Below are 16823 nucleotides of genomic sequence, written 5' to 3' on the forward strand. Positions count from 1 at the left end.
ACTCGTTATGAGCTGACGAGACTGCGCTGTCACTGCTGTTAGTTGTCTGCGGAAGTTTCCGGGTGAGATATTCCGGCCGCAGCTATCACGATGATAAGAAAGCTCACGACCTTCTCGGACGCCAGTGCGTAGTCGTTGCGGCGATTTTGAACCACGAATCCAGCAGCTTGAAGCTGGCGCAGGTGATGGTACAGCTGCCCCGTCGTGCCGAGCTCGGGTATTTCCTGTAGTGCCTGTGTGTTGTGCGCGCCTTGAAGCAGGCGGCGCAGGATCTCAAGCCGTACGGGGTGAGCCAGGGCGGCGAGTACGGGAGCGGCTGGTGACCAGCCCGTCGCCAGGACCTCGGGCACCGGCTCCTCGACCTGCCACAGCAGGCTGCCTGATCCTGGCGTCTTCAGAACGCCTGCGTAGACCAGAGAGCCGCTCACCTCGCCCTTCTCGAAGGGGGTGCCGTGACGTTCTTTGAGTCGCTCGGCGACCCAGAAGGTGGTGGGCTCAGAGCTGGGGACGGCATTCCGTTGTTCAAGGGACGCAACTCGCCGTTCAAGCATCGCCAATCGGGCTGTAATGCGGGCGCTCCGCGCCGCTATCCCTCGTATCGACATGACTGAACGTTACTACGGGAGTCCAGCGTTCCGCATCGCCAGGGCGTAACAAGCGGGAGACCAGTGGCTGTACGCCTGCCGTCGAAGGGCTGCGGGTCGAGCCCCAGGGTGGGCCCGGCTCTCCATCGACGCTGTCCTGCGGTCGTGACGTAGGACCCCTCCGGTCACTTCGCTCGTCCCTTCTATCCCAAGGGATAGTCGCGGCCGGCCTGCGCAGGATGCCTCCCCGCCTCGCTCGCCGGCGTTCCCCGTGCCGCCGAGCGGAACACGATGGCCCCGGCGAACAGCGGCTCGATCCGTGGCGGATAATCGGAATACGTTATTCCGTAGAACTTTTGTCCAATTAGAAGCCATATATCACCCTAATTACCCAAGTGTCAGTGGATGCCTCTTTTGTTTATTGATCGGGCGACATTTTCGCTGAAAATGGTGATCTAATTGACCATTCCTTTGCCTGCTGCCTCGTGGCTGTGCATGCAAATCTGTTAGCGTTTCTCTTGCGATCGCAAAGAAACGCAGCCGGGGGGCTGAAGCTCTTGTTGACCAGGGGCTTTGCGCTGCGCACGCATTCACCCCTCGGGCGTACTCGGAGTTTCCGTGCTCTGCACCCGAAGGAGAGATTGATCTTGAAGCAGTTCACGCACAAGAAGGTTCTGGCGACGCTGGCCTGCGCGGCCGTGCTGTCCGTGGGATCCGCCGGAATCGCAATGGCCGACGACAGCTCCGCGCTGGCCAACAAGACGACCGCCGCGACCGTGGTCAAGGGGGCACCCGACGTCAGCCACCCGCAGTGGCTCGGCGCGGTGCTGGAAGGCGCGGCCGGCGTCGTCGCCGGTCAGGCCGTCTACGACGGTGCGGTTGCCTACTCGCCGGCCGTTGGCGGGGCCGTGGCCGCGTCGACCTGGACCAGCATCGCTCTGGCCAGCCCCGCGTCCTCGCAGCACCAGGCCGTGAGCGACACGCAGTTCAACATCCAGCACTGATCCCACAGCACGACCACCGCTAGCGCGGTTCATCGCGGGGCCCGCTGAAGCAAGCAGCGGGCCCCGCTCCCCTGAACAGCCTTGGATGGATCGGAAGATGGACGACAATCCGAACGTTGCGAGCGTGCCGGAGCGGCGCTTCTCCCTGGTACTGCTCAGCGGGCTGGTGCTCAGCATAGTGTTCGCCGCCTTCGCGCTGTGCGTCTGCGTGCTGGTAGCTCCGCAATCTCCGGCCCGTGTACGCCTCCTGCCGTACACGTCGAAACTCACTCACCCCTACTTCGACCAGGTGTGGACGCTGTTCGCGCCCAACCCGCCCACCGACAACCTCGACTGGATCGTGCAGGCCCGCTACGTCGACCCTGCCGGCGCCCAGCATGAAGGCCCGCCGGTCAACGCCACCACGCAGCTGATCGATCATGCCAAGCACGACCGCCTGGCTCCGAGCCGACTGATCGCGCTGCCCATGGCATTCCATGACCAGATCTCCGACTACATGGGCACACGCGGCACCATCACCGGCGCGCACCTGGACGACGCTGCCCAGCAGCGGGCCTTTCAGGCGCTGAACCTCCAGTACGCCGCCTGCTTCGACCAGATTCAACGCTTCGCCTCCGCGGAGGCAGCAGCGCAGTACCCAGGCGAGACGATCACCGAGGTGCGGGCGGTGCTGGTGCAGCAGGAGATCACGCCGTTCTCCGACCGGTACCAGCAGACGCAGCAGCCCTGGAAGCAGTACTGGGACTCCGGTTGGAAGACCTACACCGCGGGGGTGGGAGCATGAAGGGGTCGGTCCTCCTGGTCCGAACCGAGCAGTTCTTCGAGCGATTCGCCGTCCAGCGCCACCGGTTGATCGGCCTGGCCCTGCTACGTGTGGTGCTCGGCGGGTCTGCGCTCGTGATGTACATGTCCGACTACGGCAACAGGGAACTGCTCTGGGGACCGGACGCCGTGACCTCCTTCACGGAGTTCCGCCACACGATCCCCGGCGGACAGTTCTCCCTCTACCAGTTCAGCACCTCACAGCTGTGGTTCGAGGTCGTCTTCCATCTCGGCATCGTCGTCGCCCTGGCGTTCGCCGTCCTCGGCGGCCGGATCCTGACGGTCATCCACGCAGTGTTCCTGCTCTCGCTGTTCATCCGCGACCCCCAACTGCTCGAAGGCGGGGACAACCTGGCGCGCATCGTCATCCTGTTCCTCCCCTTCGCCACGACGGACGCCTACTTCAGTCCGTTCGCGGAGCGGCGCCGGCGCAAGCTGGCCGCGCAGAGCGGGCCAAGTGCGGTCACTCTGCTGCACAACTTCATGGCGCTCTTCGTCGTCTTCCAGGTCACCGTGCTCTACTTCGTCTCCGGCGTGTGGAAGGTGATCGGCCAGACCTGGTACCAGGGCACCTCGATGTACTTCATCTCGCGGCTGGATCAGTTCGCGTTCTCCGGTCCGCTGACCTGGCTGATGAATAACGCCTTCGCAGGCACCGCGCTCAGCTACTTCACCATCGTCATCGAAGTCGCCTTCCCGCTGTTCGTCGTCACCCGGCGCCGCTGGCTGCGCGAGCTGGGGGTGGCGAGCATCGAGGCCCTGCACATCGGCATCGCGTTCGGCATGGGGTTGGTCGTCTTCGCGGGCATCATGATCGGCGGCGACCTCGCCTGCCTGCGCGATGACGACTACCGGGCCCTGGCGACCCGGGCGCGGACCCTTCTCAGCCGCGTCCGCGCTGCCCGCCCGACCCTGCCTGAGAGCGTCCCCTCCTCGCTCGCCGACCCTTCGATCGCTTTGGTGGACGCCCATGAAGTCTGATGCTCCCTCGACCGGACGCCGTGTGGAAGCCACCTTCGTTTTCGACGGCGAGTGCGGGTTCTGCCGCTGGAGCCTGCTCCAACTCCAGCAACGGCTCCCCGTACAGCCCGTCCCCCAGGCATGGCAGTCCATCGACTTGTCCACGCTCGGTCTCTCCGAGGCCCAGACGGCACAGGCCGCGTGGTGGATCGACGAGACGGGGAGATACCCGGGCCACGAGGCGTTCGCCCGCTGGCTGCGCGTCAATCGAGCCCCTTGGTCGTGCCTGGGCCGGCTGATGACCGTGCCCGGGGTGTCCACACTCTGCCGCTGGGGCTACCGGGCCGTCGCCCGCAACCGCAGAAGGATACCGGGCCCTTGGGAGCACAGCTGCGGCATCGTCCGCTGATCACCTGAACCAGGACGGGAACCACGAGGATGAACCAGACAGACACCGAACAGGAACGACTGCGTGAGTTCCTGACCGCCCCACAGCTCGACCGATCGATCTTCGCCCCAGGATTCGCCGAGCGAATCGGCGCTGAGCACCTGGAGGCGATCCGTGATCAGGTCCGACAGGAGTTCGGGGAGGTCCGCTCCGTCACCCCTGATGGCCCGGCAGGCAAGTACCGCGTGAACTGCGCACAGGGAGCCCTGCCGGCCTCGGTGAACATCGACCCCCAGGGGCGCATCGTCCTGCTGTGGCTCGGCATCGCCCACCCGGGGCAGGCCCGGTCGGTTCGGCAGCGCCTGCTCGTTCCTCTGCTCGCCCTCGTCGTCCCCGTCCTGGCCGCCCCGGCATTGGCCGTCAACGCCGCGATGACCGGTACCCGAACCGACGCCCTGCAGTCCCTCCTCGCCAGCCTCGCGCTGGTCCCGGCCAGCTGGCTGCGCGCACCGTGGGCCTGGATCAGCCAGTACAGCCGCACTGCCATGGCGCTGATCACCCTCGTCCTTCTCGGCGTCGCAGCCGTGCGACTGCCCGGCCTGCCCACAGGTCACGCCTCGTTCTGGAGCCTGGCGCTCACGGCGGCAGCCGTACTCAGCGCGGTCGCGATGACCATCAGCAGTCGTGAAGCGCGCAGCAGCCGCAGCCCCCTCCTGATTTCCAACCCGCTGCCGGACCGCCGAGTCCTGGTCTTTCAGGGCGGCGGCCCGTCCATCAACCACCACACCCGCAGCCCGACACAGCGCTTCGCACTCGACCTCATCTGCCTCGACCGCTACGGGGCCAGGGCCCGCGGCCCAGTACCGCGAAACAGCGACGCCTACCACGCATACGGCGCGACCGTGACGGCCCCCTGCGACGGGACCGTCATCGCCTGCGTCGACGGCTACGAAGACCAACCCGTCCTGGCCAGTCCGCTCGAACCCGGACCGCTCCACGCGCAGCCGACCGTCGGCAACCACATCGCCCTTCAAGTCCCGCGCGCCACAGCTGGGGCCGACGGGGAGAGCACCATTGTCATCCTCGCCCACCTGCAGAAGAACAGCATTCGCGTCCAGCAGGGCGAGACCGTGACCGTCGGACAACCTCTCGCCCTGGTGGGAAACTCCGGCAACACCACTGAGCCCCACCTGCACATCCACGCCGAGGTCCGCACCTCCGACACTGTGGCCCCGGTGCCGCTACGACTTGCCAGCCGACCAACACGCGCCCTGCTCCGGGGCGAACGTCTCGACCGCTGAGCACAACTGCCTTTGTCCGCACGCCGATCTCGTGTGAGGAATCATGCACTGCGCCCGCGCTGCCAGCGCCACTGTTGTTGCCATCATGGCCCTCGGCCTCCTGGTCGGCTGTAGCCGAAGCCTCGGTCCGACCCCTCAGGCCACTACCCCTGCGCAGACCGCCATGCTCCTCACCCCGGCGGACATGCCCAGTGGCTATCAACTCGCCAACCGCACCGACAACATGCCACTTCCAATCCAGTCGGCGAGTCAGCCATCAGCCTGCACCGTTGGTGTCAACTCCGCTGTCAGCGGTAGCAACACGCCAACAGCAGCAGTGGAGTTCTCGAAGGATGCGACCCATCCACTCATCGATGAGACGATCACCACCACCACAACGGCGCAGGCCCGCACGGCACTTGATCGCCTGACCGTCTCGCTTACACAGTGCCCCAAGACCCGCACCGTCAACGGCACCACCGTCACGATCACCTCAATAACCGTGCCTACCCTCGGCGATCAGTCCTACGGCATCCAAATGACCTCGGGCACAGGGCCAGCCGAAGTCATTGCCCAAATGATCTCCATCCGCAAGGGGGCGGCACTCGCGACGGTGATCACCACCACCCTCGGCAGCCCGTCCGCCGGGGACAGCAACCTCTCACAGGCACTGGCCAGGGCCGCAGCCGACCGGCTGCAGGGCTGACTCCTCTACATGGATCGATCCTGCCAGGCCCGCAGCCCTGGACATCCTGAGGTGACCCCCGCGATGCGGACACGCCTGACAATGGATCTTGTTATCCAGGAAGGTGAAGATCCGCGTGGCAAGATCCTCGACCTACCATCCGAACACCTTCGGACTTCGCGGCACAGTGCGGCACGTCGCTGCCTTGTCGCGGTCGCTCGGGAGTCGCAGCCAGGCTCTACATGGTGTCTGAATCTGCCCAAACGTCGGATTTGGCGACACTTGGCGGCATCAACCGGCACCTACCTGGGACGGTGACGCTGCGGGTACTCCCGGACTGTTAATCCGTAGGTTCAGGGTTCGAGCCCCTGGCGCCCCACGTGACGCGAGGCCAGGTCAGACACCGTCTGACCTGGCCTTTTCATGTCCTGCCGCCCGGTCGGCGCCCGCCGCCGGCTCGAAACTCAGCGTGCCCCGCCTGTCCTGCCCAGGAGCCGGACGCCGGCGGCGATCAACCCGGCCGCACATGCCGTCAGCAGTAGCGTGGTCAGGATCTCGTGCAGCACCACCGCGAGCGCGATGGCGCCGAAGGACAGCGCCAGGAGCGCGAGGGCCAGGAGCAGCGTTCCTCCGGTACGTGCGTGCGCATCGTTCATGTGGGGCCACCTCTGTGGTTCGCGGCGATGATGTCGAGGGGTGCTTCTGCTGGGGGGAGGATTCCCAATCGGCTGCCCTTCATGCAGTTTTGACTGAAGGTCAGATGCTGGGGAGTGCGTCGCGGCGCGGCGTGGTGACCGATTGCTCACGGTGCGCAGTCGGCCGGTTCTGCGGGGTCGATATCCGGGGTGGAGATCGACCGTCGATCTGCCGTAGATCCGTTGCGTGGAGCATCTGGCAGCAGGGGAACCGGCCGGGTGGCCGTACGGCCCCGGTGGGGTTGTCGGCAGACGTACGAGGAGAGCGGCATGGATGGTGGTCAGCCGGTATCGAGTTTTGGTGAGCTGCTCAAGATCCGGCGCGAACGGGCCGGGCTGACGCAGCAGAGCCTGGCCGACTACGCGACGCTGAGTGTGCGGGCGGTCCGGGACATGGAGACCGGGCGGGTGCGGCGGCCGAGGCACGAGACGGTTCGGCTGCTCGCCGACGCGCTGCGGATCGAGGGGCGGACGCGATCGTCCTTCGAGGCGGCGGCCAGGCAGCGGGAGTTCGCTTCCGAGCCGGTGGCGCCGCCGGCCGCGCGGAACGCGATGGTGGCGCGGGAGGCGGAGACCGAGGCGCTGTTCGAGGCGCTCACCGTGCACGGTGACCGGCTGGTGTCGGTGGTCGGGCTGGACGGGGTGGGCAAGAGCAGGCTCGCGCTTGAGGTGGCCTGGCGGGTTCATGACGCGGTGCAGTGGTCGGTGCAGTGGACGCCCTGCGGCGAGCGGGAGGTGGTGGGCGGGGGTTCGGCCTTGGCGCACGGGCGGTTCGACGGGCTGGCCGAGCTGATCGACACCCGGCCGACGCTGCTGGTGCTGGACGGTGCCGACGGCGGCGTGAACCCCGCGATGCTGGACGAGCTGTTCCATCGCTGCGCGGGGCTGCGGGTGCTGATCACCTCCAGGGCTCCGCAGGGGCTCGACGGTGAGCAGGTGATCCCGCTGGCGCCGCTGGAGACGCCGGTGGCCGGCCAGGACGGTGACGTGTCGGCTCTGGGCGCGGTCGGGTCGGTGCGGCTGCTGGTGTCGCACATGCGGCGGCTGAGGCCCGGCTTCACGCTGGGGCAGCACGAGGCGCCGGTGATCGCCGAGCTGTGCAGGTACCTGGACGGGCTTCCCCGCGCGCTGGAGTTCGCGGCGGGCTGGACGGCGGTGCAGTCGCCCGGTCAGCTGATGGAGCGGTTGACGGGCAGCCCGTTCGCGCTGGCCGCGCCGCCGGTGACGTCCTGCGAGCGCGGGGACGTCCGCGAGTCGCTGAACCGCACGCTGAGGGCGCTGGCGCCTCGTCAACGTGCGCTGCTGGCGAGGCTGGCGGACGAGGAGCAGGGCTGGTCGGTGGAGGAGGCGGTCCTGATGACCGGCCGGCCGGTCCAGGAGTGCCTGGAGGCCGTCCACGAGCTGTTCTCCCGGGGTGTGATCCGTGCGGCGGAGGGCGCGGCGGCTCACGACGGGGTCCGGTTCACCGTGCTGAACCTGTTCCGCGTCCTGTGCCGGGAGGAACGCAACCGCTGGTCCACGGCGGCGGCCGGACGACACGAGTTCCCGGTCCTCACGGCGCTGGCGGGCTGACGAATTCACCACCAATCGACTATCGACGAGGGTTCTGTCATGGAGTGCGAGAGAGTCGGGCACCGTGAGCTGGATGTCATTGTGACGTCCATGGTCTCGGATTCCCACACCTGGAATCTGGTGTTCCTGCAATTGCTGTTGGAGGAGCTCGGTCACCGGGTGACCAATTTGGGCGCCTGCGTTCCCGATGAGCTCGTTGTCGAGGAATGCCGGCGTGCGGAGCCGGATCTGATCGTTGTCAGCAGCGTCAACGGGCACGGGTTCAACGACGGCATGCGGGTGATCAACGGGCTGCGGTCCTGCCCCGAGCTGATGGGAACGCCGATCGTGATCGGCGGGAAGCTGGGCATCGCCGGGGTGGGCGACGGGGCTTCGGCCAGGGCGCTGCGCGCGGCGGGGTTCGACGGGGTCTTCGAGGAGGGCGCCTCGGTGGAGGCGTTCCTGGAGTTCCTGGAGTCCCTGTCCACGCGCGTGCTGCTGTGACGGGGTTCGGGCGCTTCGTCGCGCAGGCCAGAGCAGCGGGCGAGCTGGTGGTGCAGCCGCGGATGGGGATGAGCGATCCCCTCGTCATGCGGGACGGCCTGGCCGCCACCCGGCGGGCGGCGGCCACCACGGTCGGCACGATCACGCTGGACAGCTACACCAGGACGGGCGAGATCGCCGCGGCGAGGCGGGCGATCGACGAGGGCGTCGGCCTCAACGGCTACCCGATCGTCTCGTACGAGGCCGGTGTGACCAGAGCGGTGCTGAGCGGGATCGCGGACGCGGGTTTCCCGGTCCAGGTCCGGCACGGGTCCGCCCGGCCGGAGGCGATCTTCGCCGCGCTGCTGGCGGCGGGCCTGGACGCGACCGAGGGCGGTCCGGTCTCGTACTGCCTGCCCTACAGCCGGGCCCCGCTGCGGGAGGCGGTGGCCAGCTGGGAGCGGTGCTGCGAGCTGCTGGCCTCGGTCCGGGGCACCGGGCTGGAGCCGCATCTGGAGACCTTCGGCGGCTGCATGATGGGCCAGCTCTGTCCGCCGAGCCTGCTGGTGGCGATCAGCGTGCTGGAGGGGCTGTTCTTCCGGCAGCACGGGCTGCGCAGCATCTCGCTCAGCTACGCGCAGCAGGCGAACATCCACCAGGACGAGGAGGCCGTCGCGGCGCTGTCGCGGCTCGCCGCCGAGCTGCTGGCGGACATCGACTGGCACGTCGTCGTCTACGCCTACATGGGCGTGTACCCGCAGTCGCCCGGCGGTGCCCAGCTGCTGCTCGACGAGGCGGCCCGGCTGTCGGTGCGGACGGGGGCGGCCCGGCTGATCGTGAAGACGACGGCCGAGGCGCACCGCATCCCCACGGTCGCGGAGAACGTGCGGGCGCTGGAGAGCGCGGCCGGCGTGGCGGCGGAGGAGCGGCGGGCGGGGGCACACGCCAGCGTCCCCGACACCGGCCTCTACGCGGAGGCGCGTGCGCTGGTCGACGCCGTGCTGGAACTCGGCGAGGACGTCGGACGGGCGCTGGTCCGCGCCTTCGCCAAGGGCTACCTGGACGTTCCGTACTGCCTGCACCCGGACAACGCCGGGCGCTCCCGCAGCCGCCTCGACGCCGGAGGGCGGCTGCACTGGGCCACCGCCGGGTCGATGCCGATCGCCTCGATGGTCGAGAAGGGCCGGTCGCCGATCCTCGGCTCCTCGGAGCTGCTGGGCGCGCTGAGTTACGTACAGAGGACCTTCGACCGGCGGGCCTACGAGGCGCCGGCCGGTGCCGGAATATCCGTTTCGCGATGATTCACCATGAGAGATTGGGACAAGACGCCATGATCGAGGATGGGCCCACGCAGCCGGGAGACCCCCGCGCTCACCTGTCGTCCCCGGCCACGCGCAGCACCCTGCGCATCCAGAACCAGCTGCTCGCCGCCGCGCGCGAGTACCTGACGTCGGCCGGGTTCACCGAAATGCTGCCGCCGGTCATCGGGCCGGTCACCGACCCCGGTGGCCGTGGTTCGAAGCAGGTCGACATCGACTTCTACGGCCACCGCTACAAGCTGATGACCAGCGCCATCCTGTACAAGCAGGCCTCCCTGCTGGCCTTCGACAAGATCTTCTGCATCGCGCCCAACGTCCGGCTGGAGCCGCTGGAGACCGCCAACACCAGCCGCCACCTCGCCGAGTTCCACCAGCTCGACGTGGAGGTGGCGGGGGCCTCGCGGGAGCAGATCATCCAGCTCGTCGAGGACCTCGTCGTGCACATGGTGCAGCGCACGATCGCGGCGCTGCCCGAGGAGTTCGCGGCGCTCGGCCGGGACGTGGACGCCTTCGCCGACCTGGTCCAGGGGATGTTCGCCCGGACCACCCACGCCGAGGCGGTCGCCGACCTGCACGCGGTGGGCCATGACCAGAGCGCGGACGCCGAGATCGACTGGGCGGGCGAGGCGCTGCTGTCCTCGAAGTCCAGCCGGCCGTTCTTCGTCACCGACTACCCGAAGGGCTCGCGGGGCTTCTACGACCGGGAGTCCCGGACCGAGGCCGGGGTGCTGCGCAACTTCGACCTCATCGCCCCCGAGGGCTTCGGCGAGCTGTGCAGCGGGAGCGAGCGGACGAACGACTACGCGGAGATCATCACCCGGATGCGGGAGACCGGCGAGAACCCGCAGAAGTACCGCTGGTACCTGGAGTTGGTGAAGGAGGGCATCCCGGCCAGCGCCGGATTCGGCATCGGCGTCGAGCGCCTCACCCGCTACGTGGCCGGTCTCGACGCGGTGTGGCAGGCGAACGCCTTCCCCAAGCTGCCCGGGGTGGTCTCGCCGTGAGCGACCTGACGGCGCCGGGGTTCCCCGGCGAGGCGGTGCGGCTGCGGGCCAGAACGGGCGCCGCCGCCGCGTTCCCGCCCGCCGCGGAGTACGGGCAGGTGCTGTTCGGCGCGCAGTGCGGTACCCCCGGCGACCAGCTGGACGCGATGCGCCTGGTGCCGCCGGTGTTCATGCCGCAGCGGCTGGCGAAACTGATCGACCTCGGCCGTGAGCCGCTCTACCAGGACGTCGAACTCGGCACGGTGATCGGCGGGTTCAGCTCCCCGCTGCCGGTGTACGTGTCGGCGCTGGGCTCGACCCGGGCCGCCGGCGGCGACCTCGGTCTGGCGCTGAGCCGCCAGGCCGGAGCGCTCGGGATCCCGATGGTCATCGGCGAGAACGTCGTCCCGGTCAACGGGTACGGACGGCTGGACGAGGACGCGGGGCGCTCGCTGCTCGGGCGGCTGCGCGCGTACACCGAACACCTGGGCGACGGGCCGGACGGCGGTGTCGCCGTGCAGCAGAGCACCGAGGACGCGGATGCGGAGGTGTGGAACCTCGTCTACAGCGACCCCGCGGCCCGTCCGCTGCTCGACTCGGGGCGCCTGGCCTTCGAACTGAAGGTGGGTCAGGGCGCCAAGCCGGGCCTGGGCGGCATGACGGTGGTCGACGCCGAGGCGGCCGCCCGGATGGCGGGCCAGTACGGGCTCGACCCGGTCTTCGGCGAGGGGCGGGTGCTGCGTTCCAGCAGCCCCGGCACCTTCACGGCGGAGATCCTGCGCCAGCAGATCCGGCTGATGCGCAACAACTTCCCGAAGGCCAGGGTCTGGGTGAAGCTGATCCCCGGCCGGGACGTGGCGGAAGCGGTACGCGTGGCGGTCGAGGCCGGTGCGGACGCCGTGACGGTGGACGGCGCGGAGGGCGGGACGGGCTGGGCGCCGTCGGCGTTCACCGGGCAGGTGGGCCTCCCGCTCGCCGAGTGCCTGCGCCGGATCGGCGAGAAGCCCCCGTGCCTGCTGGTCTCCGGGCGGATCTGGGAGGGCGGCAGGGCGGTCAAGAGCCTGGCGCTGGGTGCGACCGCGGTGGGCCTCGGCCGTGCGGCCCTGCTTGCGGTGGCCGAGGACCAGCAGGACGGCCTGATCCGTTTCGTGGAATGCCTTTCGATGGAAATGCGGCTGATTGTTTCGGCGCTCGGAAAGTACGCTCCGGGTGAGATCTCCCCGGACGACGTCTGGTCGCCCTGAACCGGCATCTGATACTGCCGTTCTTCTTCCTGTTCTTCTGCCGACTCGCACATTCGGGTGCGTCATATCGTCGGCACACTGCATCGGTGTCGTTAATCCAGCGGGGTTGAATCATGTCCTCATTCGGTATCCCTTTTGAATCGATGGCGCGCTGCCATCCGGCACGGCCCGCGGTGCGCCGCGACGGCCGGACCGTCACCTACCAGGAGCTCGACGAGCAGAGCGGCGCGCTCGCCGGACAGATCGCGCCGGGCCAGGTCGTCGCCGTCGCCAGCCGTGACCGGATCGACTACGTCATCGGGATGCTGGCGGTGTTCAAGGCCGGCGGCATCTACCTGCCGCTGGATACCGAAGCCCCGGCCGAGCGCACCGAGTTCATCCTCGCCGACGCCGGTGCGACGCTGCTGCTGACGGACGGTGTGCTGAGCGAGCGCGCCCCGCTCGCGGCGGCGGCTCCCTGCGCCGGGTACCTGATCTACACCTCGGGGACGACCGGCCGCCCGAAGGGCGTCCTGGTGTCGCTCGACGCCCTGTCGGTGCACATCGCCTCCGCCGCCGCCCTGTTCGGCGTGACCGAGGACGACGTGGTGCTCCACTTCGCCCGGCCGACCGTCGATGTGGCCGTCGAGCAGGTCCTCACCGCGCTGAGCGCGGGTGCCTGCGTGGTGATCCCGGCGAAGCCGCTGCTGGCGCCCGCCGAGCTGCTCGGCCTGCTGGAGGCGGAGGGCGTGACGGTCGCCAACCTGTCCGCCGGGTACTTCCAGGAGGTGGTCACCGCGCTGCGCGAGCACGGCTCCGCGCCCCGGACGCTGCGCCTGATGATCTCCGGCAGCGACCGGCTCTACCCCGACACCGTCACTGCCTGGCGCGAGCTCACCGGCGTCCCGCTGTTCAACGCCTACGGCCCCACCGAGACGACGATCACCGCGACCGTCCAGGACCTTTCGGCAGGCATCGACGGGGAGTTGGTGCCGATCGGCGCGGCCGTCGGCCCGCGCACCACCCACGTGCTGGACGAGAAGCTGCGGCCGTGCCCGGCGGGCACCGCCGGCGAGCTCTACATCGGCGGCCCGGCCGTCGCCCAGGGCTACTGGGGCCGGACGGCGTTGACCGCCGAGCGCTTCGTGGCCGACCCCTTCTCCGACGCCCCCGGCGCACGGATGTACCGCACCGGAGACGTGGTCCGCCGCGCCTCGGAGGGCGCCGGCCTGGAGTTCGTCGGGCGCAGCGACCACCAGGTGAAGATCCGCGGGTTCCGCGTCGAGCCGGGCGAGATCGAGGAGGCACTGGCCGCCCACCCGAGCGTGGCCGGCTGCGTGGTGGTCGCCCACGACGGCCGCCTGGCGGCCTACGCCACCGGGACCGTCGGCGCGTCGCCGGAGTACACCGAGGTCAGGGGCTTCCTGGCCGAGCGGCTGCCCGAGCACATGATCCCGGCGAGCCTCACCGTGCTGGACGAGTTCCCGCTGACGGCGGGCGGCAAGATCGACCGCGCGGCGCTGCCGGTGCCCGGTGCCCAGGCGGCCGAGCGCCGCGGCTACCTGCCGCCGCGCACACCGGCGGAGCAGCTGATCGCTGCGGTCTGGTCCGACATCCTGGGCGTTCCGGAGGTCGGCGCCAACGACAACTTCTTCCACCTCGGCGGCGATTCGCTGACGGCCGTCCGGGTGGTGGGCCGGGTCTTCGACGTGTTCGGCATGATCTCGCCCTACACGATCTTCGACGCGCCGACGCTCTCGGAGTTCGCCGCGGCCGTGACCGCCGCGGAGGGCGGCGAGCGCCCGCCGCTGACCCGGGCCGGGCTGCGGGAGGCCCCGCTGTCGAAGTTCCAGCGCGGCCTGTGGACCCTGGAGCAGTGGAACCCCGGTCTGGCCACCTACAACGTGCCGTGGGTGTTCCGGTTCGCCGGTCCGGCCGATCCCGAGCTGCTGCACGCGGCTCTGGAGATCATCACCTCCCGGCACGAGAGCCTGCGGACCACCTTCCTGCTCGGTGAGTCCGGCCCTCAGCAGATCATCCACGACCGGATGCCGGTGCCCTTCGAGGTCACCGACGCCCCGGCGGAGCGGATCGGCGCGCTGGTCGAGGCGACCGCGACCCTTCCGTTCGACCTGGAGACCGGTCCGCTGCTGCGCGCCCACGCCATCCGCACCCCGGACGGCGCGCTCACCCTGGTGCTGGTCGTCCACCACATCACCTGGGACGAGGGGTCGCTGCCGGTCCTGGAGAACGAGCTCCAGGAGATCTACGAGGCGCTGCGCGAGGGGCGGCCGCACATGCTGCCCGAACTCCCGGCGCAGTACGCCGACTACAGCGCCCAGCAGTACGAGGAGCAGGACGACAGCGGCCAACTCGACTACTGGGCCGAGCACCTGCGGGACGCCCCGAAGTCGCCCGTGCTGCCGACCGACCACCCGCGCCCGGAGTTCCCGGAGTTCCGCGGCGCGCACCACTCGTTCGCCATGGCGAGGCCGGTCGCGCGTGCGGTGCGCGAGTTCGCGCGCAGCGAGGACGCCACGCCGTTCATGGTGCTGCTGGCCGGTCTCGCGCTGACGCTGCACCGCCGCTCCGGCGAGGACGACATGGTCCTCGGGGCGCCGGTGAGTGTCCGCAGTCGTACCGAACTGTCCGGCATGATCGGCTACTTCATCAACCTGCTGCCGCTGCGCCTGAAGGTCGAGTCCGGCGCCTCGTTCCGCGAGCTGGTGCGCCATGTGCGCGAGGTCTCGATCGGCGGGTACCGCCACCAGGACGCCCCCTACGACGAGATCACCGGCCTGGTGCTGGCGGACCGTGAGGATCGCGACCCGCTCTGCCAGGTCCTGCTGGAGCTGCACCCGCTGGACACCCGCCCGCTGACCATCGACGGCACCTCCGTCTCCCGGGCGATCCACAGCAACGCCGTGTCGCGGTTCGACCTGTCGATCTCGGTGGACGACCGGGGGACCGACTTCACCGGCCGCTTCGAGTACGACTGCGACCTGTTCGAGGAGGCGACGATGGCGGAGCTCTGCGACAGCTGGATGTCCACCCTCGCCGTCGCGGTCGAGGCGCCGGCGCACAGCCTGTTCGAGGCGCAGGTCGCGCGGACCCCGGCCACCACCGCGCTGGTGTTCGGCGATGCGGGCCTGACCTACGCGGAGCTGAACGCGCGGGCCAACCGGCTGGCGCACTTGCTGGCCGCCCGCGGTGTCGGCCGGGGCTCGGTCGTCGCGATCCTGGTGGAGCGCGGCTTCGACCTGGTCACCGGGCTGCTCGCGGTGCTGAAGACCGGCGCCGGCTACACCCTGCTCGACCCGGACTTCCCGGCCGAGCGGCTCGCCGGGGCGGTGGCCGACTGCGGCTCCGCGCTGGTCCTCACCCACCGGCACCAGGCGCCGCCCTTCCAGGGACCCGAGTTCCTCGACCTGGACGCGGTGGCCGAGGAGGTCGCCCGCTGCTCCGACCAGGACCCGGGGCTGCCGGCCACCGGCGACGACCTGGCCTGCGTCATGTTCACCTCGGGAACCACCGGGCGCCCCAAGGGCGTTGCGGTCCCGCACCGGGCGCTGACCACCACCTACCTCGGCCAGGACTACGCGAGCTTCGGCTCGGACGAGGTGTGGCTGCAGTGCTCCCCGGTCTCCTGGGACGCCTTCGCGCTGGAGCTGTACGGCGCGCTCGTCTTCGGCGGCGTCTGCGTGCTCCAGCCGGGCCAGCGGCCCGACCCGCAGACCATCTCCGAGCTGACCCTGCGCCACGGCGTCACCCAACTCCAGCTGTCGGCAAGCCTGTTCAACTTCCTCCTGGAGGAGTTCCCGGCGACCTTCAGCCACGTCAGGACCGCCTTCACCGCGGGGGAGCGCGCCTCGGTGACCCATGTCGCCAAGGCGCTGGAGACCTACCCGGGGCTGCGGGTGGGCAACGGGTACGGCCCGGTGGAGAGCCTGGGCTTCACCACCTGCCACACGGTCACCGCCGAGGACGTCACCGCGTCGTCCATCCCGATCGGCCGCCCGCTGGCCGGCAAGGACATCCAGGTCCTGGACGCCGAACTGCAGCCGGTCGGCCCCGGCGTGACCGGCGAGCTCTACGCCGCCGGCGGCGGTCTGGCGTACGGGTACGTCGGGCAGCCCGGCCTCACCGCCGGACGCTTCGTCGCTCACCCGCACGGCCGTCCGGGTGAGCGGCTCTACCGCACCGGCGACCTCGGCCACCGGACGGCGGACGGCACGCTGGAGATCACCGGGCGGATCGACGACCAGTTCAAGATCCGCGGGTTCCGCGTCGAGCCGGGCGAGATCGAGGACGTCCTCAACCGCCATGCGGATGTGCGGGAATGCGTGGTCACCGTCTACGAGCCGACCCCCGGCGACCGGCGGCTCGCCGCCTACGTCACGACCGGGCCCGAGCCGGTGGCCGCCGACGTCATCCTCGACTGCCTGTCCCAGCGGCTTCCGGAGTACATGATTCCGGCCACCCTCGACATCCTCGACGCGCTGCCGCTGAACGCCAACGGCAAGGTCGACCGCCGCGCGCTGCCCGCACCGTCGAGCGGCGGCAGGGCGGCCGCCGGTGAGCAGGCGCTGGCCGGGGCGGAACTGCTGGTGGCCGAGGCGATGCGCGAGGTCCTCGGCATCGACGAGGTCGGCCGGGACGACCACTTCTTCCGGATCGGCGGCAACTCCCTGGCCGCCGTGCGGGTCGCGATGCGGCTGTCGCGCGAGACCGGCCACCGGGTCCCGCCGCACCTGGTGTTCAGGGCGAAGACGGTGAGCGCCATCGCCGAGCGGCTGATGGCCATGTAGGGCCGGTACGGACGCGACACCGTGCGACATCGCGCGAC

Annotated in this window: 14 protein-coding genes; 12 read left to right on the forward strand and 2 right to left on the reverse strand. The window is 69.6% G+C overall.

Going from position 1 to position 16823, the window contains the following annotated elements:
* Positions 1-38: 38 nt before the first annotated feature.
* Positions 39-605: a helix-turn-helix domain-containing protein gene (locus tag P3T37_RS28130; RefSeq protein WP_280726710.1), complete on the reverse strand. Its 567-nt coding sequence runs from the start codon at positions 603-605 to the stop codon at positions 39-41.
* Positions 606-1231: 626 nt separating this feature from the next.
* Here P3T37_RS28130 and P3T37_RS28135 point away from each other — a divergent pair.
* From P3T37_RS28135 to P3T37_RS28160, 6 genes are all read left to right on the forward strand, one after another.
* Positions 1232-1588: a hypothetical protein gene (locus P3T37_RS28135; RefSeq protein ID WP_280726711.1), complete on the forward strand. Its 357-nt coding sequence runs from the start codon at positions 1232-1234 to the stop codon at positions 1586-1588.
* Between the two features lie 97 nt (positions 1589-1685).
* Positions 1686-2372 carry a DUF5819 family protein gene (locus P3T37_RS28140; RefSeq protein ID WP_280726712.1) on the forward strand — a complete coding sequence of 229 codons (687 nt, stop codon included), beginning with the start codon at positions 1686-1688 and terminating at the stop codon, positions 2370-2372.
* On the forward strand, positions 2369-3391 hold the full coding sequence (locus P3T37_RS28145; RefSeq protein WP_280726713.1) for a hypothetical protein: 1023 nt from the start codon (positions 2369-2371) through the stop codon (positions 3389-3391). Before P3T37_RS28140 ends, P3T37_RS28145 begins: the two co-directional genes overlap by 4 nt.
* A gap of 22 nt (positions 3392-3413) precedes the next feature.
* Positions 3414-3779, forward strand: coding sequence for a DCC1-like thiol-disulfide oxidoreductase family protein (locus P3T37_RS28150; RefSeq protein WP_280726714.1), 366 nt, complete (start codon positions 3414-3416; stop codon positions 3777-3779).
* Positions 3780-3808: 29 nt separating this feature from the next.
* Entirely contained in the window at positions 3809-5059 is a 1251-nt protein-coding gene (locus P3T37_RS28155) for a M23 family metallopeptidase (protein WP_280726715.1), read from the forward strand.
* Positions 5060-5222: 163 nt separating this feature from the next.
* The gene (locus tag P3T37_RS28160; RefSeq protein WP_280726716.1) at positions 5223-5744 is read left to right on the forward strand and encodes a hypothetical protein; all 522 of its coding nucleotides are present in this window, start codon (positions 5223-5225) and stop codon (positions 5742-5744) included.
* A 443-nt stretch (positions 5745-6187) separates the two neighbouring features.
* On the opposite strand, the gene P3T37_RS28165 is transcribed toward P3T37_RS28160, so the two are convergent.
* Entirely contained in the window at positions 6188-6379 is a 192-nt protein-coding gene (locus tag P3T37_RS28165; protein ID WP_280726717.1) for a hypothetical protein, read from the reverse strand.
* 309 nt (positions 6380-6688) lie between these two features.
* On the opposite strand from P3T37_RS28165, the gene P3T37_RS28170 reads away from it, so the two are divergent.
* From P3T37_RS28170 to P3T37_RS28195, 6 genes are all read left to right on the forward strand, one after another.
* On the forward strand, positions 6689-7990 hold the full coding sequence (locus P3T37_RS28170) for a helix-turn-helix domain-containing protein (protein ID WP_280726718.1): 1302 nt from the start codon (positions 6689-6691) through the stop codon (positions 7988-7990).
* A gap of 39 nt (positions 7991-8029) precedes the next feature.
* Entirely contained in the window at positions 8030-8473 is a 444-nt protein-coding gene (locus P3T37_RS28175; RefSeq protein ID WP_280726719.1) for a cobalamin-dependent protein, read from the forward strand.
* Complete coding sequence (locus tag P3T37_RS28180) at positions 8470-9753, forward strand: methylaspartate mutase (RefSeq protein WP_280726720.1); 1284 nt, start codon at positions 8470-8472, stop codon at positions 9751-9753. The genes P3T37_RS28175 and P3T37_RS28180 overlap by 4 nt, the downstream gene beginning before the upstream one ends.
* 29 nt (positions 9754-9782) lie before the next feature.
* Positions 9783-10775, forward strand: coding sequence for an asparagine synthetase A (locus P3T37_RS28185; RefSeq protein ID WP_280726721.1), 993 nt, complete (start codon positions 9783-9785; stop codon positions 10773-10775).
* Complete coding sequence (locus tag P3T37_RS28190; protein WP_280726722.1) at positions 10772-11998, forward strand: glutamate synthase-related protein; 1227 nt, start codon at positions 10772-10774, stop codon at positions 11996-11998. Before P3T37_RS28185 ends, P3T37_RS28190 begins: the two co-directional genes overlap by 4 nt.
* Before the next feature lie 143 nt (positions 11999-12141).
* Positions 12142-16785, forward strand: a complete 4644-nt coding sequence (locus P3T37_RS28195; protein ID WP_280726723.1) for a non-ribosomal peptide synthetase — start codon at positions 12142-12144, stop codon at positions 16783-16785.
* Positions 16786-16823: the final 38 nt, after the last annotated feature.

It is taken from the genome of Kitasatospora sp. MAA4, from assembly GCF_029893355.1.
Lineage (GTDB): Bacteria > Actinomycetota > Actinomycetes > Streptomycetales > Streptomycetaceae > Kitasatospora.